The following is a 23263-nucleotide window of genomic DNA, read 5'->3' as shown; positions in this document are numbered from 1 at the left end:
GGACCCTGGCCGGGGCCGGCTACAAGTCGTTCTCGGACACGAACAACGATTGCAGCCACAGCGAAATGCCTTGCCATAGGCTCGCGTGCGGCTCGTCGTGCCGCACCTGCGTCTTGCCGCTGTCGTCGCGCAGATGCCATTCGACCGTCTGGCCGTCTTCACCAAGCTGGAGCCGGTACATGCTGGCGAAGGCATCGGCGCGCAGCAGGCCGAGCGCCTGACGCGTGAGCGCCGCGCAGTCGATGGTGACGCCCAACTCGGTGTTCAGCACCGCCGAGCGAAGATCGAGGTTGACCGAGCCCACCACCATCCAGCGCCGGTCCACGCCCACCACCTTGGCGTGCAGGCGCGGCGTGGATTTGCCGAAGACCCCGAAGGTGTTCGACCGCCGCACCAGGTCGGGACCGAACTCGTACACCTGCACGCCCAGCCGCAGCATGTCGGCGCGGTAGCGTGAGTAGGCGCGGTACACCAGAGGTTCGTCGGTGGAGCCGAGCGAGTTGGTGACGATCAACACACGCGTGCCGCGCTTTTGGGCCTCGCCCATCATGCGCAGGCCCACCGGGCCAGGCAGGAAGTAAGGATTGACGATGACCACTTCCTCGCGCGCGGCGGCGATCACGTCGAGCTTGGCGCGCATCGCCGGGCTGGCCTTGTTCGGGTCCACGGGTTGGAGCACCTTGTCGGGCGGGTCGTCGTGCACGCGGGCACTGCCGGCCAGCAGTCGCACCCGGCCCTGCGCGATCTGCACGCGAACCGTGCTCTGGCCCAGGTAGTCCAGCGGTGGCACCTCCGGCGGTGGGCCGGCGATTCTTTTCAGCTGCACGTCGAAGTCGGCGCGCCGCTCGGCGGGTTTGGAGGCGCGTTCCAAAGCGTGCAGCCTCTGCTCCAGCGCCCACACCTGTTCGCTGTTCCAGTAGCGGTCGAAGCTTGCCGACAGCTCGCGCACGACGGTGCCGGCGGAGAGGACGTCGAGGTCGATGAAGTTGGCCTCGCCGTGGCGCGTGAAATATTCGTCGGCGATATTGCGCCCGCCGTAAACGGCGAACTGGTTGTCGGCGACGAAGAGCTTGTTGTGCATGCGACGGTTGACGCGCGTGAATTCGTGCAGCGACAGCAGCAAGCGACGGATCGGCGTGCCGTAGCGCTCGGGCAGCGGGTTGAACAGGCGCACTTCGGCGTTCGGAAACGCGGCCAGGCCCCGCAGCATGGGGTACAGATCGCCGGCGTGGTAGTCGTCCACCAGCAGCCGCACACGCACGCCGCGCACCGCGGCATCGCGCAGCGCCCCCAGGAAGGCTGCGCCGGCGGTATCGTCATGGATGTGGTAGTACTGCGCGTCGATCGAGCGTGTGGCGGCCTCGGCCAGCGCGAGGCGCGCATCGAAGGCCATTTCGCCGCTCGGCAACAGCATGAAGCCCGAATTGCCACCGGGTGCCTCAGCCAGACTCGCCGCAGCAATGCGCCCGAGAGGCGTGTCGCCGGTATCGGCGATGGCGCTGCTGGCAGGCTGCGCGATGCGCGGCGGCAGCGTTGTGCAGCCGGCGAGCAGCAGCACGAAGAGGGCGGTCAACCAGCGTCTCATGGCTTCGGTTCCGAACCGCATCGCCTGGAAGCGAGCGTTCGCCGCAATTCTGACGCCATCCACAGGGCAGCGGAAGGTCCTGCTTGTCCAAGCAGCCGGCACGCACCCCATGCCGCCCGCGATCTCGAACCCGCGCGCGTCGATTGCCGCGGGACAGCAGCCTCAGCCCGGGGGACCCACTACCACGCCGATTCCTGGGGCAACGCAAGGGAATAGCACTTCAACGCCAGGGACGGCTCTTCTGGGACAAGGGGCGCCGGGATACAACAGCGCGAGTCCAGCAGGCAGCGGCCACATCATTGGTACGCCCATTACAGGGCCAATTTCTAATCCGGTGATGATGAGCGATAGTGGCAGCCGAGTAACGGTGCTCGACATTGATAAAGGGCGATTTCATATTCGTATTGACGGAGAAAATGGCCCAATGGAAGTTATAACGAATTTGAGTCAAAATGGCAATCAACTTGTACTAAGTGGACTGCACATACAGGGGTCCGGGGCTGGCTCGAGCAGCTTAAGAGAGTTGCGCGAAGCTGCTCGAGAAATTGGATCGGCATACGGCGCGAGCGAGGTGCTGATTCAAGGAGGCGAACGCAGTTCGGGTGCAAATCCCGGGCATACCCCTCGAGATATATCTATCAAGGTAAATAAATGAAAACCATAAATATAGTTGGCTGGAAGCCAGGCTTCCTGAAAATTTCGTTCGCGAAAATCTTGCAAGAGAATTTGGAAATTTCTTTATTCGACGCCAAAGAAATGGTTGAGAGAATTATGAAAGGCGTGCCAATTTCGGTAGAAATCCAAGACGAAAGAGTGGAGAGTTTTTTGATCACGGCCGAGAAGCTTGGAGCAGCTTGCAGCCTCGTTTCTGAATTCAACAATGATGCAAAAAAATCATGAACAGCATAGTGCTTGCGGGTGATTCTGTTTTCGATAATTCAAGTTATACGGCCGGGCAACCGGATGTCATATCTCATCTTCGAAATTTGGCTCCGCCTGACTGGCGTTTGACCTTGGCTGCGATTGATGGGGCTACAACGAATGACATCCAGGATCAGCTCGCAACTGTTCCTGAATCTGCCTCTCATTTGGTTTTGAGTGTTGGCGGAAATGATGCCATGCTAAAAGTTCAGATATTGGATGCCTCGGTGTCATCAATGACGGATGCGCTGCGCTTGTTGTCGGACACGATAGAGGAATTCGATTTTCATTATCGCAAGGCTATTGATGCTTGCATGAGGCTTGAAATTCCTCTGACTGTTTGCACAATTTATCATGGCTATTTTCCTGATCGGGATTTTCAGAAAAGGGCGATCGTCGCGTTGACGCTGTTTAATGACGTAATCTTGAAGTGCGCAAAAAGAAATCGACTTGAATTGATAGATCTTCGCGATGTTTGCAATTCTTCGGATGATTTTGTGAGACAAATCGAACCATCTGCGAGTGGCGGAGGAAAAATTGCGCATTCCATATTTCAATCTCTAACATCTCGTCGCAATTGGAACTAAAATCTATTCCTGGCCAGGACCCTATGGAAACCAAGACGCAATTGGTTCTTCCGGAAAGCTACTTGGAGCATGCCGAGGTTAAGCGATGACAGGTGATACCACGACACGCGAGACCGACACCCTTTCAAGACTGTCAACGATGCCCAGCGGTGTTCGCAATCCAGCCTCCATGCATGGCATGAGCCGTGCCGCCGCCTGTTGGCAGGCGTCCATCACGCGCAACACGGTGCGCTTGTTCAAGTCCGCGCGACCGGCGATGTGATGCTTTGGGACGGAAAATATCGCTCTAGTTCGACGTCTATCTCTCAGTCGCCAACTTATTCAAATTCAGCCGCACTGGAGAACGCCCGCACGGAAGCGATGCGTGCAGTTTCTTGCGGCCCGGTCGTGGCCCGATTCACGCCGCAGGAAGGGCATGCCTATACCGTTGACTATGCGTGAGGCAGCAAGCCCGCATGCAGGCTCGTGGTGATGGACGCCACCAATCCGGATGCGCCGTTGTTGTAGCAACCGACGACGTTGCAGGTTGCGCGCCACCGATGTAGCAGGCAGATCACTCACCCATTTTTCAAGGACGATCAGATTGTGAAGAACTGGCGAGTGCTCTTCGGGTGCGCGCCGATTTGCGATCGCAGCCGGCCACGCGCGGAACTCGATTTGCAATTGCCCATCTCATTCGGTCAAGACTTCCGGCGTCCACGTGCGGAAACAGCGTAATAGTCCGGCAAGCACCGTTCTTGTGGGAGCTGGCGAGATCTCGGAGCATGTGACCTGAACAGTGCGTGCCCGGAGATGGTGTGCACCAACAGGAGATCGTGCACACCATGAAGAGTCAAGCAGAGGGCGTCGAACCGTCACGTCGCCATCACGAGCGCGCCTTCAAGGCGCGGCTGATCGAGTTGAGCATGCAGCCCGGCGCGTCGGTGTCGGCCATCGCGATGGCCAACGGCATCAACGCCAACCTGTTGTTCAAGTGGCGGCGCGATCGCCAACGCGAATTGACGTCGCTTCATACGACGCCTGCCGTACTGCTGCCCGTGCGCCTGGCATCGGCCGGCGAAGATTCGGGTGTCAACGCAATTTCGCCGCTTGCCACCATCGCACCGGCGCCGGCCAAGCCCGCACGGACCGGCGTCATCGAACTGGAGATCGCAGGTGCGCAGTTGCGCCTGCACGGCGCCGTCGACGAAGCGAGCCTGTGCAGCGTGTTGCGCGCGCTGCGCCAATCGTCATGATCGGTCCGCGCGCGGGTACCCGGATCTGGCTGGCCGCCGGTGTCACCGACATGCGCTGTGGCATGGACACGCTCGCCGTCAAAGTGCAGACCGCGCTAACTGAAGATCCGTACGGCGGTCACGTCTTCGTCTTCCGCGGCCGCCGCGGGGATCTGGTCAAGCTGCTGTGGAGCGATGGGGACGGCATGTACCTGCTGTCCCGACGCCTGGAGCGTGGCCGCTTCATCTGGCCGAAGGCCGAATCCGGCTCGATCGCGCTCAGTGCCGCGCAACTGTCCATGCTGCTCGAAGGCATCGACTGGCGCCGCCCCGAGCGCACCTGGCAACCGCGTGCCGCGGCGTAGACCCAAGCCGACGGGTTGACAGGACATCTCCCGTGGGGAGTGCCGGGCGCATCCGGCACAGTCATGCCATGACGCCCGAACAACTGCTTGCCAGCAACGCTTTGCTCAATGGCGAAGTGTTGCGTTCGCAGGAGGCGTTGAAGATCGCGTTGCTGACCATCGACAAGCTCAAGGTCGAGCTGGCCTATCTGCGGCGCATGAAATACGGCCGCTCAAGCGAGCAGCTCGAGCATGCACAGCTTGACCTGGTGGGTGGCCAGGTCGCGCAGCCAGCCGTGGTGTTGACGGCTCATTGCGAGGGCAGCGAGGGCGCCGAAGACAGCGAGCAGCCCCAGCCAACGTCAGGTCGATGGAGGCAGCCCGCAAGAAACGCAAAGCCAGTCAGCAAGCCGGCTCGCGCGGACTGCCCGAGCACTTGCCGCGGCGCACTGTGGTGCACACGCCTGAAAGTGGCTGCACGTGCGAGGCCTGCGGCAACGGCCTGCGCGAGATCGGCCAGGACGTCTCGGAGGTCCTCGACTACGAGCCCGGCAGCTTCCATGTCGTGCGCCATGTTCGCCCGAAACTAGCCTGCGGCGGATGCAGCACGATCGTGCAGGCGCTCGCGCCGAGCCGTCCGATCGCGCGCGGCCTGGCCGGTGCCGGATTGCTCGCCCACGTACTGACGAGCAAGTTCGCGGACCACACGCCCCTGTACCGGTTGTGCCAGATCTATGCGCGCGATGGCGTGGAGTTGCCTCGCTCCACGCCGACAGACTGGGTCGGCCAGGCGGCACGCCTGATGGCGCCGCTGGCCGATGCCGTCGGGCGCCATGTGCTGCGCGCCGCAAAGGTCCACGGTGATGACACGCCTATCCGTGTGCTCGGCGGCCAAGGGAGCAAGGCGAGCACCGGGCGGCTATGGGTCTACGTGCGAGATGATCGCCCGAGTGCCGACACGGCCGCGCCGGCGGTGTGGTTCCAGTACTCGGCCAACCGCCGGGGCGAGCATCCGGTGCGTCACCTGAAGGACTTCCGGGGAATCCTGCAAGCCGATGCGTACGCGGGGTATCACCCCCTTTACGAAGACGGCCGGGTCATCGAGGCGGCATGCTGGAGCCACGCGCGACGAAAGGTGTGGGACATCCGCCTGAGCTGGCGTCGTGGGCAAAATGGGCCCATGCGCATCAAGCTGATCGAAGACTTGCCCATGGCCACCAGTGCTGAGCTGTACCAGCTCAGCTGGGTGATCGAACAACTGCTGGCCGATCCGCGGCGCGTCGTACAGGCGCGCAGCCAACTGCATCTGGGCCAGCAGGTGCAGTATCTCCATTGGGGCGACGGCAAGTGGCGGACGGTGCGGGTCGTGTCCATGAAGAACGACCGTGTGACGGTGCTCGACGAGGCCAACAACAAACATCTCAGCCTGCCTTACGCCGCCATCATGACGACGGAGTCGGCCACCGCAAGCACGGGCGAGCAAGCATCCGCGCCGAGAAAGCCCACTCCGCCGCCGGAGATTCCGCGCCGCGAAAACTTCCGTGTCGGCCAGCGCGTGAGCTTCGCCGATCAAGGCCTGCAGCGGCACATCGGGCAAATCACGCGCATCAACCAACGCACCGCCACCATTCATTGCGACGGTCGCGCCTGGCGAGTTGGATTCGCCTTCATCCAGCACATCACTGACGTCACAGCCTGACGCCCTCCTGGCCGTGACCACTGGTGTCAAGAACGGGGTCGGCCGGACTATTACCTTGGTGACGTTGAACATGCTGTTGAGGTTGGTCTCGATCACCGCGCTCCAGTCCTCGGGCGTCATCTTGAGGAACATGCGGTCCCGCGTGATGCCGGCGTTGTTGACCAACACGTCGATGCTGCCGTGTTCGGCCTTGGCCTTGGTGAAGGCCTCCACCGTCGACTGCCAGTCGCCGACATTGCCGACCGACGCGTGGAACTCGTAGCCCTCGGCTTTCTGCTCGGCCAGCCACTTGGCATGGTCCCGCGTGGGACCGCAGCCGGCGATGACCGTGAAGCCATCCTTGTGCAGGCGCTGGCAGATCGCGGTTCCGATGCCCCCCATGCCTCCGGTGACGTATGCGACTTTCTTGCTCATGATCGCTCCTTGTTGTGGACGAACCTCAACTGGTGCTGTTCACTGTAGCGAGGTTTATCGTCACCCTGCACAGGAAAACACTGAGCCCGGGTTGACATGAGTTCAGCGCATCGGTGGGTATTGCGTCGCCCGACCCGAGGACTCTTTCCGCTCGCAGCGCTGTCGTTGCCAAACTGCTCGCGCAGCTTCAAGCGGTTGGGATTGACTGTCGACGGCCAATCGGGCGCGTCGCATGCCTCTGGAAGCAGCGGGCGAGCACGATCAACCGGCCGTGATCGGTGCGCAGAGAGCCTTTCTGGTCGTGGCTGGGGCCTAGCGACCTTGGTTCAGCCTGCTAATCCCTTGGTCGGTCAGGAACTTGCAGCCTTGCTGGTCCGCTGTGACAAATCCGTTTGACCTTAGACGATCCGAAACTTTGATTGAATCGGTCGGCCACCGCCTGTTGTTGGCCTCACGGAGGGCTTGGAGTATTTCCCACTGTTCATCGTTGAGCCGTATCTTGACCATGGCAACCTCCATCAACGAGCTGCAGTGTGGCGCGCTGAGCATCAGTGCGCCTCCCTAAAAATACTCTTGCCGGCAAGCTCGCGCCGCACTATGGGCGGCCCGATCTGCAGTTGCCGATGAGCGAGGTCGGGAGCTCGCCGAACGGCCGGACGACATCTTGAGGATCGCCTACTGCCGAGGCCTGTTCCTGGCCGGACAGGGTTGTCAAGAACATGCCCGCGCCGACCAACCTGTCCCCGACCGTCGTTTCAAGGGCGCGTCGGACGCTGCGAATCGGCTGACGGCACCAGTGCACGGATCAGCGCCTGATGGGACTCGATGTCGAGGGGCGCCGCGATACGCGCTGTGACCGCGCGGTGCAGCCATCCAGGCCAAGTGCAGGCGATGTCCGACAAAACCGACTGGGCGGGCGTCCTATAAACCCATCTTCGTTCCTCGAAAAATTGGAGCGACTCAGGAGGGCTGCCATGCCAATGGACTTGCTGGAGGAACTCGCCGACGCGAAGCTTCCTGTCAGGGTGACGGACCCATTCGCCATCGATAAGCTGCGAATTCTGGGGGCCGCTGGATATCTGCTGTCGGACGTTCCCGAACGATGGCGCAGCCCCGATGAAGCGCGTCCCGCCGCGGCGGTCCTTGGGATCACGCCGCTCGGACACAAGGCATTGCGGTACTTCGCCCCTCACGGGCCGCGCCGCAGTGGCGCGAAGGCCAGCCTTGCAGACCTTATCGATTCGCTCTTCGAAGCGTACTGATCTCACCTGGGCTTGCATCATGTCAACCATCGGATCTACGTTGTGGTCGAAGGCATTCGCTTTGGCCATGGCTGTTCCGCTTGCACTCGTTGTGCTGCCGGCGAGAGCGCAGGAAAGGATCATTCTTGATGGTTCGACTGGAATGCTTCCGCTCGCGAGGGCCCTTGTGAGCGCTTACCGCCAGCAGGTTCCAGACGCGCAGATCGAAGTCGGGATAGGGCTCGGCACAGGCGCACGCCTCCAAGCGCTGGCAGAAGGGAAGATCCAGATTGCCCTTGCTAGTCATGGCATCAAGCCCGAGGATCTGCGCGCGGGCAATCTGAGAGTCTTTGAGGCCGCAAAAGGCGCAGTTGTCTTCGCAGTCAATGAGTCTGTCCCGATCAGCAACGTCAGCGAGACCCAGGCCTGCGAAGTCTATGGCGGCAAGATCGAGAATTGGCGTCCTTTGGGTGGCAGCGATAGTCTCGTCACAGTGCTGACGCGCCCCCCAGCAGAAGTGGACCCTGAAGTGATTCGAGCAAAGATCGATTGCTTCAAGGACCTAAAGGAGATTGCGACAGCAAAGGTGATGCCTCGCGGAGGCGACATGGCGAAGGCACTTGCGGAGACCCCACACGCACTGGGCATGACCAGCATGACGGTAGTGGAACAAAGCGGGGGCAAGATCAAAGCCCTTTCGCTCAATGGCGTGGCACCGACGACCGCAAACGTGAAGAGCGGCCGCTACTTTCTGACCCGCGATTTTCTGTTTGTCGTCAAGGGCGAGCCAGTTGGTTCAACGAGGAAGTTCCTCGACTTCTTGCTCAGCCCGGACGGAGATCGCGTCATCCTCGCGAACGGTGCTGTCCCTTTACGGTAAGTAAACTTGATCGCGGAATCCGGTTGCCTGGAGCGCGCTTGAATTTCGCCCGCGCGCCAAAGTTAGAAATGGCGCTGGACCGGTGATCCGGTCAGTCCACCGGCATCCGCAGCTTGAAGACCCGATCGGCGGACAAAGGGACATCGACGCGAGCCACATGAGGACGCCGAAAAGCAGCGCCACTGCAGGAGGCGGGACCTTCAGCTCAAGCGAGTTCATAGCACCAAAGGTGGGGCATGGCTTAAAAACGGGGCGCAGTCCCCTCCAACCGTCCGAGGCGTCGAGGCGATGTTGCCTCTCGTTTGGCGCAGGGTCGGCCGAGCAAAACTCGCCAATGCTCACGCGACGCGGCTTTCGGATCACCTCGTACGCGATCTTCATGAGCATCAACGGCGGTGCTTGTGGGTGAAGATCCTTCCCCGGGCGCTGGAAGCCCACCAGCAAGGCCTATCACAACCTGCTGGCCGCGCTGCGCGCGACCACGGCGTGCTACGCTGATCAGAGTCCTTTACCCCGGCTTGGGTGGCGGCGGATGGGTGTACGCGTAGCTGGGCATCACCCGCTGGCGCAGGAATGCCGACACTTCCGCATTGAGTTTGCGTTCGCTGTCCAAGTCGTTCGGCAGCGCCAAGTGAAGTGCCGGGTACAGGCTGAAACGGTACAGGTCGAACGCCACCTCGACCACGTTCCCGTACGCGATCGCTGCCTGCACACCGGCACGGTACGACAGCCGCGCCAGCACGAGCGAGATCAGCGCCAGCCCCAGCCATGGCGGGTGGCGCCACAACAGCGCGCCGCACACCAGCGCGGCCAGAAAGAACACTGCGGCGAAGCGCAGCGTCACGTCCATCTGGTTGCGCGCATCGCCCAAAAGGCTGCGCATTGACTCGGGCAACAGCGGGAACAGTCGCGGCCAGATCACCACGCCGTCCAGTCCGTAGGCACGCTGCGGTCGGTCCTCGGCGGCGCGCAATACATTTCCGAGCGCGGTGGGCATCAACCGGTCGGCCGACGGATAGCGCTGCATCAGCGCCGCTGCGCTTGCCTGCATGCGCTGGCGGGTCGGCGCGTCGGGCTGGCCGGCACCTTCGTAGCCCAGTGCCTTCACCAGTGCACCGCGTCGGCGCGCTTGGCGCGCGGTGGCGAGGCGCGCCAGATCGCGTGCACCCGGTGCATTGCCCCAGTAACCCTCCAGCAGGCGCACCAGCGAAAGCTGCAGGGGGTGCAGCACGAGCGCCAGTGCGAGCAGCGCGGCCACCAGCAGCAGTGCCTCGCCGCCGTCCGGGTCCTTGGCAGCGGCCCAAAGTTTGGCCAAGTCAGGTGCGGCCTGCGGCGCGCCGCTCGCGAGCAGCGAGGCGATCAATCCGAACAGCGCCAGGTTCGGCAGCAGGCCGATAAGCGACAAGCGCGGGCCGACCTCCTTCAAGCCGCTGTCGATCAGGCCGTCGAGTTTCATCTGTGCGACCTTCAGCTTTGCAGGACAAGCGTTTGGTCGGGGTGGCGCGCACAGTTCGGCGCATCGTCAAATACGATGGTCACGAGCGAGTAGCCGCAGTCGCGCCGCGGGCACACCCAGTGCGTGGTGCTGTAGTTCCCCACGCCCGGCAGCAGCATGGCGTCGGATGCGCCGACACCCTTCAGGCCGTCGCCGACGAACGTGATCGTCGCTTCCCGGTTCACGGTGCCGAGCAGCACTCCGCCGCGCCGCACCTGAATCTCGGTACACGAATCGTCGGCGCCGAAGGTACTGACCAGTGTGCCGAGCACCTGCGCATCGCTGGCGCCGCTCACGTCCACGGCCACGTCCGCGCCGGCGTCGTGCGCCGCCACTTTCGCCACGATGAGCTTATCGAGTAGTCCCATGGTGTCTTCCTTTCGCGAAACGGATTTGCGGCTTGCCGACCGCGAAAAAGGCGGCCCAGTGCACCGGGTGAGCGTAAGGGCGCTCGGGCCCGCCTTGCAAGCGGCTCGCGGCCGCCTCGAGCATGAAGCGCGCTGCCGGCTGCAGGCGCTGTTCGTGCATTGCCAAGAACCGCGCGCGTGCCTCGTCGCGCGGCATCTCGCGCAAAGTGCCGGCGCTCTCGCGCAATGCGGTCACGACGTCGAACGCGTCGCCCGACGCCGCGAGCCGGCGGTAGAACAGGTCGGCGGCGAGCAGCGTGAGCGATTCGGGCACCGGCCACAAACTACACACCACCGCGCCCACGCCGGCCAGCAAAAGGGCCGCGGGCAAGCCGCCGTATTCGTCGATCACCGGCTCGAAGCCGCCGGAGCCGGTTTCGCAGGCGGAGAGAAAGGCCACGCCGAGCCGGTTCAAGCGCGCGCCGACGCCGATGTCGCCCGCCGACCAGAGCTCGGCACTGCGCAGCGGCGCGCCGTCGCGGTACAACGTCCACAACGTGCCGGTAACGCTGAATTCGAGCCTGCGCTCGAGCGGCGCGCCATCGTCGCGCCGGATCTCATTCAGGCGGCCGCGCCCGTCGATGTTGGTGTGACGCCGGCCGTCCCCTTGCTCCTCCCATGCCTCGACGGCCGCGGCCAGCACGCCGAGCGGGTCGGCGCCGGGCAAGCCCAGCGCGCCGGCGCCCGCGTGCATCAGCAAAGCTGATGCCCGATCGCGGTCGGGTTCCGATCGCCCGTGACCACAGAAGTGCAACACACCCGCACGGCGCAATGCGGGTGCCACGAGCGCTTCGGTGGCGCGCTCGTGCGCGAAGCGTTCGACGGCGAAGCCGGCGCCACACAAGGCGCTCTGCACCGCTGCGCTTTCGGCGGCGGCGAGCGGCAGATCGCCGGTCGGGTTCTCGACGATCACCGCGCGGCGTGAGCTCGGCGGACGCGGCGCACGTGAGGCCAGCAGGTGCGCGAGGCTGGGCGCACTCGCGATCTCGATCTCGGACAGCGAGGGGAGCGCCCAGAACGGCAGCAGGTGCAGATAGCGGTGCGCGACGATCGTCAGCCGGCGCACGCTGAACTCGCGCGCTGCCTTCGCAATCCAGCGCCCGAGGTCGGCGTCGACCGTGGCGAGCAGGCCATCAAGCACCGCGGCGTGTTCGAGGCCGAGCTCCGGCGCGCCAATCGCGAAGAGCCAACCCGGCCGCGCCTCGTCGCCTGCCATCACACGCATCCAATAGCCGTGGGTCCATTCGCTGATCCATTGCGCGCGGCTCGGCTGCTCGCGGTCGCCGTGGCGCACCAGCACCGCAAGCGTGCCGCTGAAACTGCTGCCGATCGAAAGCACCGCCTCGTGTTCAACGAGCACCGCTGCCACTTCAGCGATGCCGGGCGACACCAGCGCCGACGCATCGAACTGCGGCCGCAGCCTGCGGTAGCGCTCGTACACCCGTGCGTGGCGCGACACCTGATCGTGCATGCGGTCACCGGCGTCAGCGCGGTCGGAGGTGGCGGCCGTCGCCGTCGAACCAAGCGGTGCGCCGCGCTCGTGCGCATGCAGCTCGCGCTCGAGGCGCAGCAGCGTTCGCCCGCGCGGCATCGTGCGCAACCACGCGCGCTGGCGCAGGCGCAGGCTGCGCGCGGCATCCAGCGCACGCAGGGCCTCGTCCCAGCGCCCAAGCGCACCGAGCGCGAAGGCGTGATGCGTGGCCAGGTTGCCGAAATGCTCGCCTCGGTCCTGAACATCGGCGTCGCGCAGCGCATCGAGGTAGTCGTCGCGCGCCGCATCGATCAGCGGTGCGAAGAGCTGCGCCGCGGTCTCGTGCTCGCCGAGTTCGAGGCGCCGGCGTCCTTCGTGGTACGCGACGATGCGGTCAATGTCGTCCGGCACCGACTCGCCGCTGCGCGCTGCAGCCCAGGCCGTCGCCGCGACTGCGGCGTTGCTCTCGTCGACGTCAATCAGCATCGCGAGCAGCATACGGCTCTGGCGCAGCTCACGGTCGCTCGAACGCTCGGCACCGATCGCGTCGGCGCGTTGACGCGCGAGAGCGGACTGTTCCTTGAGGCGCGTAGCTTCGCCGGCGTCACGCCCCTCGATCGCCAGCTTGGCGTGAAACTTGAGCGACGCAACGTTCAGGCGGCGCGGCAGCTGCGGCTCGCCTTCGATGGGCAGCCGCTGCCGGGCCTGCTCATAGAGCGACACGGCTTCATCCTCGGCAGCAAGGCCATGATCGAGCAAGTCGATCACCGACGAGACGAACGATGAGGCATCGTCGTCGTTCAGCGCTGCGACAAGCCGTTGGCGCACGAGAGTCTCGGCTCGTTGCAGGTCGCGCTGAGGGTGTGACGCGGGCAGCGACAGGATCGCTCGCGCAACGATGCCGCCGATGCGTACATGGCCCTGCGCCATCAGGAGCATCTCCTCGCCCACCGCGACGCGGCGCTCGTCGTCGTCGGCGCGCTTGGTGAGGCGAGCGCCGCCGATCCAGCGCAGCACGAAAGCTCCGGATTCTTCGCTCAGCGCCGTGTAGGGCCCCGGCGTGTTCTCGAGCCTGGCGAGTTCGCCCAGGGCGTAGGCGAAGCCCATGCCGAAGCGCGCGAAGCCTTCGCCAAGCGCCTCGTCGCGTTGTGCGTCGTTGGCTGCGGCGAGCGCACGCTGCACCAAAGCGAAATGATGTTTCGCATCCGCCTTGCTCACCTTTCGTGCTTCTTCTCGAGCCATTGGTGGACCATACGCCGCATGCAGTGACGCGGCAATGCTTGTACTGTGGGCGGCGCATCACGAGCCGTGGACTAAGGGCAACCTCGACCACGTGCGGGCGACGCCGGTGGCCTGGTTGAGCGTGCGGTACGGTCGGGTCCCCTCGTTGGCCGGCGAATGCCAACCCGAAGGTTCTCAATTCAGACCGGCTCCGGACTTTGCACCGGCGCCCGCCTCGGGCAAAAGGCCACACTTTTCGCGAGTATCTGGATCGGCTGCGCATCAAAGCAGCTCCTCCGCCACGAACAGCGATATCAACCCCAGCTTCAGGCGCAGCGCCCAGCCCGCGTCGGGCTCGCGCTGGTGCACCACCTCGCCGCCGGGCTCCTGCGCCACCCACTCGACGCTGCCCGCGCGGTGCGCGCCGGCGCGCAGGCGGTAGCTGCCGGTGTCGCGGTCGCGCTGCAGGGTCTGCGTCACCTCCACGGCCAGCGCCGGGCTGTCGATCAGGAGGCCCAGCTCGGTGTTGGCGCGCATCGAGCGCCGGTCCATGTTCATCGAGCCGACCAGCAGCCGCCGGCCGTCGATCACCGCCAGCTTGGCATGCAGCCGGCCGAGCGAGGAGGCGGACTCGCCGGGCGCTGTTGCCGCGCGGCGTCCCAGCGTCGGGCTGAGTTCGTGCAGCTCCACGCCCAGGCGCACCATCTCGGCACGGTAGCGGGCATAGCCCCAATGCACCAGCGGCTCATCGGTGGCGCCGAGCGCGTTGGTCATGACGATCACGCGCAGGCCCTTGTCCCTGGCCCGCCGCATCATCGCCAGGCCCCGCTCGCCCGGCACCAGGTAGGGCGTGGCGACCAGCACCTGCGAGCGCGCCTCGCGCATCGCCTGCAACACCCCTTCGAGCGCGAAAGCCTCGGGCGCAGGCCGTCCCTCGGTCGCCGCCTTGTCGGGCCCGTCGGCGTAGAGCCGCGCCGGCGCAAAATGCTGGGTCAGCTGCCCGTCGTCGAGCTCGGCCGCGACCGGGCGGTAGCCGAAGCGGTCGCGCGGCGCTACCGGCAGATCATCGCCGATGCCCTGCAGCGCCTGCGCGAAGGACGCCGCGGCACCGGCCTCCGGCACCAGCGCCTGCACTGGCCAGACCTGCTCGCTGTTCCAGAAGCGGTCGAACAGCGCCTCGAAGCCGCCGACCACCGGCCCCGAGCACAGCACGTCCATGTCGATGAAGTTCGAGGGCTCGCCGCGCTTGAAGTAGTCATCGGCGATGTTGCGCCCGCCGATCACGGCCAGCGTGCCGTCGGCGATGAAGAGCTTGTTGTGCATGCGCCGGTTGATGCGCTCGAACTCGTGCAGCGACAGCGCCACGCGCGTGCCGACCGCGCCGTCGCGCTCGGGCAGCGGGTTGAACAGGCGCACCTCCACATTGGGCCGGGCCGCCAGCCCCGCCAGCAGCATGCGGCTGTCGTTCGCATACAGGTCGTCGACCAGGAGACGTACCCGCACGCCGCGCGCGGCCGCATTGGCGAGCTCGCGCAGGAAGCGCCGGCCGGTTGCGTCGGCGGCCACCAGGTAGTACTGGATGTCGAGCGAGGCCTGGGCCCGGCGTGCTAGCGCGATGCGCGCGTCCAGCGCCTGGTCGCCGTCGGCCAGCAGGCGGAAGCCGGAGAGCGTCGGGTCCGCGTTCGCGGCCGAGGCGCGCACCACCTGCGCCAGCCGCGTATGGGCCACGTCCTCCAGCGCTGTCGAGCGCGCGCGCGCCGCGTCGGGCGGCGGCAGGCTCGCGCAGCCCGTCGTCAGCAGTGCCGCCAGCGCATGGCCCAGGAGCGAGGACACACCGGGCCGCAGGCGCCGCAGCTCGCGCGCGATCGGCGCGCGCATCTGCCAGGGCAGCAGCACCAGCAGCGCACGCAGCCGCCAGTAGAGGCGGACCAGGCGGTCGGCAGGCAGGACATGCGGAAGATCGGACATCACGGGGCTCCTGGGGAATGCACGGCCGCCACGCTGGAGGCCGACGCTGCAAGGATGGCCGGCGCCGGTATTCGCCTCATATCGCATGGCCGCGCGTCCGTAGCCGTTTCGCTGCGCCCAGCCGCGCCTGCAACCGCCATGTATCCGGCGTGTATCGAGCAGGCAATGAGGGCCACAACGGGGCGTTGCAGGCCTAGACTGGCGCCATGCAAGCCACGGCAGCCACCATCGGCAACGGCGCGACGCTCGCCGGACTCTCCGCGCAACTGCAATCGCTGCGCCGCGTGGCGCTGGCGGTTGCGCACCCCGGCGGCCCGGGCCTGTTCGATGCGCTGGTGCGCGAGCTGGCTGAGGCGCTGGCCGTGCCGACCGTCTTCATCGCGGTGTTCTCCGACGACGTCTGCAGCCTGATGCAGACGGTGGCCGTGCGGCTGGACGGCAAGGCCTTGAGGAACTTCGACTACGTGCTCCAGGGCACGCCCTGCGCGCACGTGGTCGGGCGCGAGTTCCGCTACGTGGCAAGCGGCGTGGCGGCGGAGTTTCCGCGGGGCTCGCTGTTCGCTGCCAAGGGCATGGACTCCTACGCCGCCTTCCCGCTGCGCGACAGCCAGGGCGAGGCCTTGGGCCTGCTGGTGGCGATGGACCGCGTGCCGATCGCCGGCGGCGACGCCGAGCATGCCGAGGCCATGCTGAAGATCGTCGCCGGCCGCGCGGCCGCCGAGATCGAACGCACCCGCACCGACGAGGCGCTGCGCTCGGCCGCGCTGGCGGTGTCGGGCGCGCGCAGCGGCACCGTCTTCGACGAGCTGGTGAAGCTGCTGGCGACCATCCTGCACGTGGAAGTCGCCTTCATCGCGCGCCGCGAGACCGACGCGCCGCAGCAGCTGCGCATGCTCGCCATGCAGTACGACGGGCAGATCCTGCGCGATATCCACTACACCATCGCCGGCACGCCCTGCGAGACCGTGCTGGGCCAGCAGTTCCGCGCCTATCCGAACGAGCTGCAGGCGCTGTTTCCCGAGGACGAGGATGCGAAGGCGCAAGGCACCGTCGGCTACGCCGGCTACCCGCTCACGGCGCTCGACGGCACGCCGCTGGGCGTGGTGTCGGTGGCCTCGCGCCGTCCGCTGGTGCAGCTGGACCGGGTGGAGTCCATGCTCAAGATCTTCGCCATGCGCGCCGCCGCCGAGGTCGAGCGGCTGGCCGCCAGCGAGGCCCTGGAGCAGTCCGAGGCCAGCTACCGCACCATCTTCGAGACCGCGGAGGACGCGATCTTCGTGCACGACTGGGACTCCGACCGCATCCTCGACGTCAACACCAAGGCCTGCGAGACCTACGGCTACACCCATGAGGAGCTGACGCATCTGTCCGTGGCCGATGTCAGTTCCGGCGTGCCGCCCTACACCGCCGAGGACGCGCTGCGTTGGCTCGAGCTGGCCAAGCAGGGCCACTGCCCTTCCTTCGAATGGCAGCGCCGCAACAAGGACGGCAGCCTGCACTGGGACGAGGTGCGGCTGAAGCCCGTGAGCTTCAACGGCCGGCGCTACATCCTGGGCTTCGCGCACGACATCACCAAGCGGCGCGAGCGCGAGCGCGCCCTGCAGCGCAGCGAGGCGCGGCTTCGCGCGACGGTGGATGCGGCCTTCGACTGCGTGATCGGCATGGACGGCGAGGGCCACATCGTCGAATTCAATGCCGCGGCCGAGCGCGTTTTCGGCTACCGGCGCGAGGATGTGCTGGGCCGGCCGGTGGCCGAGGTCATCGTGCCGGAGCGCCGGCGCGAGGCGCACCGGCGCTGGGTGCGGGAGTTCCCGGTCACCGGCAGCGGGCCGATGCTGGGCCGGCTGGTCGAATCGACCGCGCTCACCGCCAGCGGCGAGGAGATCCCGGTCGAGCTCGCGGTGAGCGTGGCCGAGGCGCCGGAGGGCAACATCTTCGTCGGCCATGTGCGCGACATCAGCGCGCGGCGAGAGGCCGAGGCCGCCCGCCTCGCGCTCGAGGCGCAGCTGCGCCAGGCGCAGAAGATGGAGGCCATCGGCCAGCTCACCGGCGGCATCGCGCACGACTTCAACAACATCCTCACCAGCGTCATCGGCTACCTCGTGCTCGGCGAGGAGCGCGCCGAATCCATTGGCGACCCGATGCTGCTGCGCCAGCTGGGCCAGGCGCACCTGGCGGCGCAGCGCGCGCGCGACCTGATCGCGCAGATGCTGGCCTTCGCGCGCCGCCAGCGCGGCGAGGCGCGCGTGCTCGACGTCGCGCCGCTGGTGCGCCAGACCCTGCGCCTGCTGCGCGCGACGCTGCCCTCGTCGGTGACGCTGGACGGCAACGCCGGCGTCGACGACCTCGCGTCGCCGCTGTGCGTGGCCGTCGATCCTGTGCAGCTCGAGCAGGTGCTGTTCAACCTGTGCATCAATGCGCGCGACGCGCTGGACGGCGCTGGCCGCATCAGCGTGCACCTGCGCGCCCACGCCCAGCAGCGCTGGCAGTGCGCCTCCTGCCGCGCGCCGGTGGACGGCGGCCCCTGGATCGAGCTGAGCGTGGCCGACAGCGGCTGCGGCATCGCGCCGGAGCTGCAGGAGCGCATCTTCGACCCCTTCTTCTCGACCAAGGCGCCGGGCAGCGGATCGGGCATGGGCCTGGCGATGGTGCACGGCATCGTGCACGGCCATGGCGGGCACATGCGCGTGCAGACCGCGGCCGGCCGCGGCTCGGTGTTCTCGTTGATGCTGCCCCGGGCCCAGGCGCCGGCCGCCGCATCGTCATCGGACCCGGCGCCGCGCCGCCCGGCCCCGGCCGAGGCGCCTGCCCTGCGCGGCAGCGTGCTGGTGGTCGAGGACGACCCGATGGTGGGCGACTTCCTGGTCGAGCGGCTGGCCAGCTGGGGCCTCCGCGTGCGGCTGCAGCGCGAGCCGCAGACCGCCGCGGCCTGGCTGGCGGAACCGGCGCACGAGGCCGACTTGCTGGTCACCGACCAGACCATGCCGCACATGACCGGGCTGCAGCTGGCGGCCCGTGCCCGTGCGCTGCGGCCCGCCCTGCCCGTGGTGCTGGTCAGCGGCAACGCCGGCGGCTTCGATTCGCAGGAGCTGGAACGCTGCGGCGTGCACGCGCTGCTGCGCAAGCCGATCGACGCCGAGCGCCTGCGCGCGGTACTGCGCGAGGCGCTAGGGGCGGGCAGCGCTCAACCTTCTCAGGCCGCCATCGCGCCGGCCGCGCCGAGCGGCCTCGGTACCGCGTAGCCCAGCGGCGCCATCGCGTTGCGGATGCGGATGGCCTGCGCCTCGTCCAGGCGCGAGAACAACAGCTTCCTGAAGCGCGGCGCCAGAAAGCCCGAGACTAGGTACCGCCTGCGGTAGGCCGTCAGGAACAGCCCCTCGATGCGCCGGCGGCGCAGCGCGTCCGGCGGCATGCCGGCAATGGCGCAGAAGTAGGCGGCGTCGGCCACCGCCTGCCCCTGCACGATGCCGTCGAGCGCGCCCAGCAGCGCGATCAGCTCGCCGACCGCGGCATCGCGCGCGGGCGCGTCGAGGCGCGCGTCCTCGCGGATGAATCCCATCTCGTCCAGGATCGTGTGCTGCGACTCCTCCCGCCAGTGGAACAGGAACACGTCCCGCCACAGCGGGCAGATCGCCTCGCCGGGCTCGACGCTGGCGCGGTAGTGCACCTGCGAGAAGCGCTCGACGAACAGCGTCAGGGCCAGGACCGCCCAGCTGCTGCAGCCGAGCACCACCCGCGCCACCGCGTTTGGATTGGCCGTCATCACGTGGCCGGGCGGCATGTCGGCTTCCATCATGGCGTCGAGCCGGCGGAACAGCGCCTGGTGGCGGAGCTCCTCGTCGGTCATGCGCACCAGCGCCTCCATCGCGACCGGGTCGCCCAGGGCATGGGCATGGCTTGGGTTCGTCGGGTTGGGGCCTGGAAGGCGCGGGTCCGGCGCCCGGCGGCGTGATGGACTCTCCCGGCCGGCAGTCTGGAGAGCACAGGTAACCGGTGCGCTTCATTCGTCGCGCCGGCTGTGTTGCTGTTGTGTAGCGGCCCGGTGACGCGGCAGAATCCCGCGCATGGAAGAGCCCACGCGCGTGCTCATCGTCGACGACGATTCGTCGGTGCGCGCCATGCTGCGCGAATACCTGGGCGGCCATGGCTTCGCAATGAGCGAGGCATCCAGCGGACTGCAGATGCGCGAATGCCTCGAGCGCGAGCCGCCGCACGTGGTGCTGCTCGACATTCGGCTGCCGGGCGAGGACGGCCTGAGTCTGGCCAAGTACCTGCGCGAGCACCACGACCTCGCGATCATCATGGTGACAGCCTCGGGCGACGTGATCGACCGCGTGGTCGGCCTGGAGATCGGCGCCGACGACTACATCGCCAAGCCCTTCGACCCGCGCGAGCTGCTGGCGCGCCTGAAGAGCGTGCTGCGCCGCACCCGCACGCGGACGGGGGCGCCCGAGCCGCCGGCTTCCGCGCCCGCACCACTTTCGGGCGCGCGCCAGCGCTTCGGCCGCTGCGAGGTGGACATGGCCGCGCGCCGCCTGTTCGAAAGCGGCGGCACCGAGGTCACGCTAACCGCGATGGAGTTCGAGCTGCTGCGCGTCTTCCTGGCCAACCCGAACCGCGTGCTCTCGCGCGACCAGCTGCTGGTGCACACCCGCAACCGCGAGTGGGAGCCCTTCGACCGCTCGATCGACATCCGCATCGGCCGGCTGCGGCGCAAAGTCGAGCCCGACCCGGCGGGCGAGCCGCGCTGCATCAGGACGGTGCGCAATGCGGGTTACATGTACGTGCCGGACGCCTGAGGCGCGGCACCGCGCACCGGCTTCACCGGCTCAATCGAAGTTCAGCAGCACCTTCATGGCCTGCGAGCGGTCGGCGGGCGCGCGCGGAGTCGCGGCAGGAGAGCATGGCCGAGATCAGCGGCTTGACATCCACCAGCCCTTGTTGAGCAGCTCGATCGCCGTGGCGAACTCCTGGTGAAAGCGGAAGACGCCGCGCAGGTCGAATTCCTTGGCCACAATGGTGTTGATCGGCAGGCTCTCATCTGTCCCGCCGGCGAGGCCCAGTTGAACGATGATGCCGCGCGGCCGCAGCACGTCGAAGGCGCCGCGCAGCGCGCGCTCGTTGCCGCTGGCCTCGAAGAGCACGTCGAACTGGCCCTTGTCAGCCGCGAAGGCCGCCAGGCCCTCGGGCTCCTCGGCGACGTTGATGGCTTCGTCGGCGCCGATCTTCAGGGCCTTGCCCAGGATGCGCCCTGACATTGGTCGCCACGATGTGCGTGGCGCCGGCGCGCCGGGCCGCGATGATGACCAGCGCGCCGATCGGGCCGCAGCCGGTCACCAGAACCTTCTTCCCCAGCAGCGGCCCGGCGCGCTGCACTCCGTGCAGCGCCACCGAGAGCGGCTCGGCCATCGCTCAGGTGGTCGGCCAGCAGATGCGCCTGGTGGGCCTCGGGCACAGCCCGCAGGGGCGGCTCGGACTGACTGCGATGTGCTGGTCGGCCGCGAAGCCGGCCACGTCGGGCTCGACCTGCCTGGTGCTCGATCGCTGCTTGTGCGGCCCGTGGATCCGAGCGATATCGATATCGTGAACGCTCGTCGCCAGGGTAGGGGCCACTCGCCGCTTCCACATTGACGACATCGGGAGAAACTGTGCCGAAGAGCTGCCCGCCCGCCTCCGAGGCGAACGGCAGGGATTGGCGGAAGTGCTGCACGTGCGTGACCACAGGCGGCCCAAGCACAATACGTTGTTCGGTGGCGTCACAGGTGGCCACCACCGCCTTGTTGGATTGGAGCCATCGCACGTTCGTAGAGCGACCGGAGGCTGGCGATGTGGCGATGCTCACGATGGGAGCGCCCAGTGCCTCGCAGACCGAGCGCAGCAGGACCTTGGGGACGGCGGCAAATCGGTCCATCGGGCGATCCCTTGCCCGCAGGAAAAGGGAGTTGGATGGCAGCGGCGACACGGCGGTCGTGGCGAAACCGCTCGCCGATCGCAGAGATGTCGTCCTTGCTCAGGCTGAAGAACTGCCGGACGTCGAACTCGGACATCCTTGAGGGCAGGGTCTCCGCGCCAATGAAGCGCTGGGCAAACGACATGGCAGGATGCTCCCGGAGAGACAGGGCTCGCGAATCTATCCTGGTTGCGCCGAGACGACCGTGTCAATTTGTCGAAAAAATACGTTTACCCCGGCATTCGCGTCACCGACGAGACCTCGATGGAGTCGCTGGTCGCGATGGAACGTCAGCTACGGACTGGTCCGCTCGCGCCTTGTCCGTTCCAGCGGGCAGGGCGTTGCTCGGTCTACGAGCTCCGACCTCTGATGAACCTGGATGACGACGACCTCCTGTGCCGGCATGCGGAAGGAGCGCCGGCCGAGGTGTGCCCTATGCCGACGCCACGAAGCTCAAGGTCTTTGCATTGATGGCACAGCCGGGCACGCAGTACGCGGACATCCGAGAATTCTCCCCCGGCATCGCGCGAGTCTAGATAGACAGTTGAGCGGTCTCGCAAAGAGACGAGCGTCCAGGCTCGGCGCGTCTTGCGATGGGCGCTCAGCTTCATCACCTCGCGCGGGACCGCTCTCGTGTGTCCAGACAACGGCGGCAATGCTGGAACAGCGCTTCCTTCGGCGCTGAGGGCACGGCGACACCCATCATGCCGATGCCGCCATCGTTCCCCGGCATTCGACAGATGAGCAGGCGCAGGGATAGGCCTCCGGTGCATGGGTCGTGTCGATGGCCAAAGCGTAGTCGATGCACAGTTCTTCGCCGGCGAGAACGTCGCACAAGGTGACGATGTCCAAGCGCAGCGTGCCGTCGGGCGCCCATGTCTCCACTGCTTCGCAGTTCGGGCTGCAGCTATGGTTGAGGTGACGCAATTCATTGCCGCCCTGAGCACCATCGATGGCGGTGCCATCGGACAGCCCGAACAGGTACGTGAGATGGCTTTCCCAGTCCGTCGCCTCCACTTCGGCCGGTGACATGCGTCGCCCCTCATACGTGCCCAGCCTGGTGTTCGCCGGCAGCAGCAGCATTGCAAAGAGCCCCACGCCATGGATCTCGCTGGTTCGAACGTGGAAGAGGGGAGTAGGGCACGGCATCGGGGTTGGAGGTGGAAGTGGCAGTAACGCCGTCCGATTATCAAGCGATCGGGAAGGAGCGTTGGCGGCAATGACGAGCCTGACGAAGGGCAATCCCCTGGCCTTGGCGTCCGGCAGCAGAGCAACCCACGGCAGCGCCAAAGTAGCGCAACCTGCCTCGGCTTCGGCTTGTAGCGTCCCTTGTCGTGCACATCCCATCAATGGGCTTAAGGAGGTGCGCGTAGCTCCCGGCGTCAAACGGGCGCACCGGCCGGTCAGCGCTCTCGGTCAGCGCCTCTCGTGCGGCCAATTTGAACTCGGGCGCGCTTTGCATCTCGCAGGCAGCGAACGCATTGAAGGAAGCTGCGGCCCCACGGCGCGGCCGCCCTTCCAGGGCCAACGACCCGGTCATCCATCCCGACTTCCAGCGCCCGGGTGAAGAGCGCGTGCTGGAAGCCGGCCGGAGACCCCGTCTTGCTGTCCGCAGCGTCATGCTGCTCGATGGACTCGTCTGCGTGGTCGGAGTGGTGCTTTTCGCCGTCCTGACCCTCGTCCTCTGACCCCCGCGAAGCAAGCAGTCGTGCGTCCTTGAGGTCCCATTGCTAGCTCTGCCACACGCCGGCCGAACGTCGCCACTGGTTTCTCCGATGATCCTCCAGCGGGAGGTTGACACGCCCACCGGCGTTCCGCAGTATGGGCCGTTTCCGTGTGGTTCGACGGACGTCCGCGTACAGATAA

The 23263-nt window shown here is 66.4% G+C and carries 20 protein-coding genes and 2 pseudogenes; 11 read left to right on the top strand and 11 right to left on the bottom strand.

Going from position 1 to position 23263, the window contains the following annotated elements:
- Positions 1 to 19: 19 nt before the first annotated feature.
- Positions 20 to 1585, bottom strand: coding sequence for a phospholipase D-like domain-containing protein (locus tag ACSQ9I_RS34700; protein ID WP_436316519.1), 1566 nt, complete (start codon positions 1583 to 1585; stop codon positions 20 to 22).
- A gap of 651 nt (positions 1586 to 2236) precedes the next feature.
- On the opposite strand from ACSQ9I_RS34700, the gene ACSQ9I_RS34695 reads away from it, so the two are divergent.
- Both ACSQ9I_RS34695 and ACSQ9I_RS34690 read left to right on the top strand, forming a co-directional pair.
- Positions 2237 to 2485 (top strand): hypothetical protein, encoded by a 249-nt coding sequence (locus tag ACSQ9I_RS34695; RefSeq protein ID WP_436316518.1) that lies wholly within the window; start codon positions 2237 to 2239, stop codon positions 2483 to 2485.
- On the top strand, positions 2482 to 3093 hold the full coding sequence (locus ACSQ9I_RS34690; RefSeq protein ID WP_436316517.1) for an SGNH/GDSL hydrolase family protein: 612 nt from the start codon (positions 2482 to 2484) through the stop codon (positions 3091 to 3093). Before ACSQ9I_RS34695 ends, ACSQ9I_RS34690 begins: the two co-directional genes overlap by 4 nt.
- A 327-nt stretch (positions 3094 to 3420) precedes the next feature.
- Here ACSQ9I_RS34690 and ACSQ9I_RS34685 read toward each other — a convergent pair whose 3' ends face one another.
- Positions 3421 to 3756, bottom strand: a complete 336-nt coding sequence (locus tag ACSQ9I_RS34685; RefSeq protein ID WP_436316516.1) for a hypothetical protein — start codon at positions 3754 to 3756, stop codon at positions 3421 to 3423.
- Positions 3757 to 3917: 161 nt separating this feature from the next.
- Here ACSQ9I_RS34685 and tnpA point away from each other — a divergent pair, with 161 nt between their 5' ends.
- The 4 genes and pseudogenes from tnpA to tnpC all read left to right on the top strand — a co-directional run bounded on the left by tnpA (position 3918) and on the right by tnpC (position 6350).
- Positions 3918 to 4328 carry an IS66-like element accessory protein TnpA gene (gene tnpA, locus ACSQ9I_RS34680; protein WP_436316515.1) on the top strand — a complete coding sequence of 137 codons (411 nt, stop codon included), beginning with the start codon at positions 3918 to 3920 and terminating at the stop codon, positions 4326 to 4328.
- Positions 4325 to 4672 (top strand): IS66 family insertion sequence element accessory protein TnpB, encoded by a 348-nt coding sequence (tnpB, locus tag ACSQ9I_RS34675; RefSeq protein ID WP_436316514.1) that lies wholly within the window; start codon positions 4325 to 4327, stop codon positions 4670 to 4672. Before tnpA ends, tnpB begins: the two co-directional genes overlap by 4 nt.
- A 68-nt stretch (positions 4673 to 4740) precedes the next feature.
- A pseudogene (locus ACSQ9I_RS34670) lies at positions 4741 to 4977 on the top strand (transposase domain-containing protein); the annotation flags it as partial.
- Positions 4978 to 5021: 44 nt separating this feature from the next.
- The gene (gene tnpC, locus ACSQ9I_RS34665; RefSeq protein WP_436316513.1) at positions 5022 to 6350 is read left to right on the top strand and encodes an IS66 family transposase; all 1329 of its coding nucleotides are present in this window, start codon (positions 5022 to 5024) and stop codon (positions 6348 to 6350) included.
- A gap of 45 nt (positions 6351 to 6395) precedes the next feature.
- Here the strand turns inward: tnpC and ACSQ9I_RS34660 are convergent.
- Positions 6396 to 6764: pseudogene (locus tag ACSQ9I_RS34660) on the bottom strand (SDR family NAD(P)-dependent oxidoreductase); the annotation flags it as partial.
- A 974-nt stretch (positions 6765 to 7738) separates the two neighbouring features.
- Between ACSQ9I_RS34660 and ACSQ9I_RS34655 the strand changes: the two are divergent.
- Together ACSQ9I_RS34655 and ACSQ9I_RS34650 are read left to right on the top strand one after the other, a co-directional pair.
- Complete coding sequence (locus tag ACSQ9I_RS34655; protein ID WP_436316512.1) at positions 7739 to 8026, top strand: hypothetical protein; 288 nt, start codon at positions 7739 to 7741, stop codon at positions 8024 to 8026.
- 19 nt (positions 8027 to 8045) lie between these two features.
- The gene (locus ACSQ9I_RS34650) at positions 8046 to 8885 is read left to right on the top strand and encodes a phosphate ABC transporter substrate-binding protein (protein WP_436316511.1); all 840 of its coding nucleotides are present in this window, start codon (positions 8046 to 8048) and stop codon (positions 8883 to 8885) included.
- A gap of 508 nt (positions 8886 to 9393) precedes the next feature.
- On the opposite strand, the gene ACSQ9I_RS34645 is transcribed toward ACSQ9I_RS34650, so the two are convergent.
- The 4 genes from ACSQ9I_RS34645 to ACSQ9I_RS34630 all read right to left on the bottom strand — a co-directional run bounded on the left by ACSQ9I_RS34645 (position 9394) and on the right by ACSQ9I_RS34630 (position 15447).
- Entirely contained in the window at positions 9394 to 10341 is a 948-nt protein-coding gene (locus ACSQ9I_RS34645; RefSeq protein WP_436316510.1) for a hypothetical protein, read from the bottom strand.
- An 11-nt stretch (positions 10342 to 10352) separates the two neighbouring features.
- Positions 10353 to 10748 carry a hypothetical protein gene (locus ACSQ9I_RS34640; RefSeq protein ID WP_436316509.1) on the bottom strand — a complete coding sequence of 132 codons (396 nt, stop codon included), beginning with the start codon at positions 10746 to 10748 and terminating at the stop codon, positions 10353 to 10355.
- Entirely contained in the window at positions 10732 to 13476 is a 2745-nt protein-coding gene (locus ACSQ9I_RS34635; protein WP_436316508.1) for a CHAT domain-containing protein, read from the bottom strand. The genes ACSQ9I_RS34640 and ACSQ9I_RS34635 overlap by 17 nt, the downstream gene beginning before the upstream one ends.
- Positions 13477 to 13761: 285 nt before the next feature.
- Positions 13762 to 15447 carry a phospholipase D-like domain-containing protein gene (locus tag ACSQ9I_RS34630; RefSeq protein WP_436316507.1) on the bottom strand — a complete coding sequence of 562 codons (1686 nt, stop codon included), beginning with the start codon at positions 15445 to 15447 and terminating at the stop codon, positions 13762 to 13764.
- Between the two features lie 206 nt (positions 15448 to 15653).
- Between ACSQ9I_RS34630 and ACSQ9I_RS34625 the strand changes: the two genes are divergently transcribed.
- Positions 15654 to 18689, top strand: a complete 3036-nt coding sequence (locus ACSQ9I_RS34625; RefSeq protein WP_436316506.1) for a PAS domain-containing hybrid sensor histidine kinase/response regulator — start codon at positions 15654 to 15656, stop codon at positions 18687 to 18689.
- Here the strand turns inward: ACSQ9I_RS34625 and ACSQ9I_RS34620 are convergent.
- Positions 18641 to 19300 (bottom strand): hypothetical protein, encoded by a 660-nt coding sequence (locus tag ACSQ9I_RS34620; RefSeq protein ID WP_436316505.1) that lies wholly within the window; start codon positions 19298 to 19300, stop codon positions 18641 to 18643. The genes ACSQ9I_RS34625 and ACSQ9I_RS34620 overlap by 49 nt on opposite strands.
- 211 nt (positions 19301 to 19511) lie before the next feature.
- Here ACSQ9I_RS34620 and ACSQ9I_RS34615 point away from each other — a divergent pair, with 211 nt between their 5' ends.
- On the top strand, positions 19512 to 20246 hold the full coding sequence (locus tag ACSQ9I_RS34615; protein ID WP_436316504.1) for a response regulator: 735 nt from the start codon (positions 19512 to 19514) through the stop codon (positions 20244 to 20246).
- A gap of 114 nt (positions 20247 to 20360) precedes the next feature.
- Here the strand turns inward: ACSQ9I_RS34615 and ACSQ9I_RS34610 are convergent, their stop codons facing one another.
- On the bottom strand, positions 20361 to 20705 hold the full coding sequence (locus ACSQ9I_RS34610) for a zinc-binding dehydrogenase (protein ID WP_436316503.1): 345 nt from the start codon (positions 20703 to 20705) through the stop codon (positions 20361 to 20363).
- Here ACSQ9I_RS34610 and ACSQ9I_RS34605 point away from each other — a divergent pair.
- Positions 20705 to 21034: a hypothetical protein gene (locus tag ACSQ9I_RS34605; protein WP_436316502.1), complete on the top strand. Its 330-nt coding sequence runs from the start codon at positions 20705 to 20707 to the stop codon at positions 21032 to 21034. The genes ACSQ9I_RS34610 and ACSQ9I_RS34605 overlap by 1 nt on opposite strands.
- Before the next feature lie 169 nt (positions 21035 to 21203).
- Here the strand turns inward: ACSQ9I_RS34605 and ACSQ9I_RS34600 are convergent, their stop codons facing one another.
- Both ACSQ9I_RS34600 and ACSQ9I_RS34595 read right to left on the bottom strand, forming a co-directional pair.
- Positions 21204 to 21542 carry a hypothetical protein gene (locus tag ACSQ9I_RS34600; protein ID WP_436316501.1) on the bottom strand — a complete coding sequence of 113 codons (339 nt, stop codon included), beginning with the start codon at positions 21540 to 21542 and terminating at the stop codon, positions 21204 to 21206.
- A gap of 557 nt (positions 21543 to 22099) precedes the next feature.
- On the bottom strand, positions 22100 to 22546 hold the full coding sequence (locus ACSQ9I_RS34595) for an SET domain-containing protein (protein WP_436317107.1): 447 nt from the start codon (positions 22544 to 22546) through the stop codon (positions 22100 to 22102).
- Positions 22547 to 23263 lie beyond the last annotated feature (717 nt).

This window comes from Variovorax sp. LjRoot84, assembly GCF_964254305.1.
Taxonomy (GTDB): Bacteria; Pseudomonadota; Gammaproteobacteria; order Burkholderiales; family Burkholderiaceae_C; genus Variovorax.
The sequence above is the reverse complement of the archived record's forward strand: the minus strand, read 5'-3'. Positions and strand labels throughout refer to the sequence as shown.

What these genes read in the sequence shown, in the direction of transcription:
- tnpB (WP_436316514.1), top strand. Translation starts at nt 4,325, where the DNA reads ATGATCGGTCCGCGCGCGGGTACCCGGATCTGGCTGGCCGCCGGTGTC.
- ACSQ9I_RS34650 (WP_436316511.1), top strand. Translation starts at nt 8,046, where the DNA reads ATGTCAACCATCGGATCTACGTTGTGGTCGAAGGCATTCGCTTTGGCC.
- ACSQ9I_RS34700 (WP_436316519.1), bottom strand. Translation starts at nt 1,585, where the DNA reads ATGAGACGCTGGTTGACCGCCCTCTTCGTGCTGCTGCTCGCCGGCTGC.
- ACSQ9I_RS34640 (WP_436316509.1), bottom strand. Translation starts at nt 10,748, where the DNA reads ATGGGACTACTCGATAAGCTCATCGTGGCGAAAGTGGCGGCGCACGAC.
- ACSQ9I_RS34625 (WP_436316506.1), top strand. Translation starts at nt 15,654, where the DNA reads ATGCAAGCCACGGCAGCCACCATCGGCAACGGCGCGACGCTCGCCGGA.
- ACSQ9I_RS34600 (WP_436316501.1), bottom strand. Translation starts at nt 21,542, where the DNA reads ATGTCGTTTGCCCAGCGCTTCATTGGCGCGGAGACCCTGCCCTCAAGG.
- ACSQ9I_RS34690 (WP_436316517.1), top strand. Translation starts at nt 2,482, where the DNA reads ATGAACAGCATAGTGCTTGCGGGTGATTCTGTTTTCGATAATTCAAGT.
- tnpC (WP_436316513.1), top strand. Translation starts at nt 5,022, where the DNA reads ATGGAGGCAGCCCGCAAGAAACGCAAAGCCAGTCAGCAAGCCGGCTCG.
- ACSQ9I_RS34695 (WP_436316518.1), top strand. Translation starts at nt 2,237, where the DNA reads ATGAAAACCATAAATATAGTTGGCTGGAAGCCAGGCTTCCTGAAAATT.
- tnpA (WP_436316515.1), top strand. Translation starts at nt 3,918, where the DNA reads ATGAAGAGTCAAGCAGAGGGCGTCGAACCGTCACGTCGCCATCACGAG.
- ACSQ9I_RS34595 (WP_436317107.1), bottom strand. Translation starts at nt 22,546, where the DNA reads ATGCCGTGCCCTACTCCCCTCTTCCACGTTCGAACCAGCGAGATCCAT.
- ACSQ9I_RS34615 (WP_436316504.1), top strand. Translation starts at nt 19,512, where the DNA reads ATGGAAGAGCCCACGCGCGTGCTCATCGTCGACGACGATTCGTCGGTG.
- ACSQ9I_RS34645 (WP_436316510.1), bottom strand. Translation starts at nt 10,341, where the DNA reads ATGAAACTCGACGGCCTGATCGACAGCGGCTTGAAGGAGGTCGGCCCG.
- ACSQ9I_RS34655 (WP_436316512.1), top strand. Translation starts at nt 7,739, where the DNA reads ATGCCAATGGACTTGCTGGAGGAACTCGCCGACGCGAAGCTTCCTGTC.
- ACSQ9I_RS34610 (WP_436316503.1), bottom strand. Translation starts at nt 20,705, where the DNA reads ATGTCAGGGCGCATCCTGGGCAAGGCCCTGAAGATCGGCGCCGACGAA.
- ACSQ9I_RS34630 (WP_436316507.1), bottom strand. Translation starts at nt 15,447, where the DNA reads ATGTCCGATCTTCCGCATGTCCTGCCTGCCGACCGCCTGGTCCGCCTC.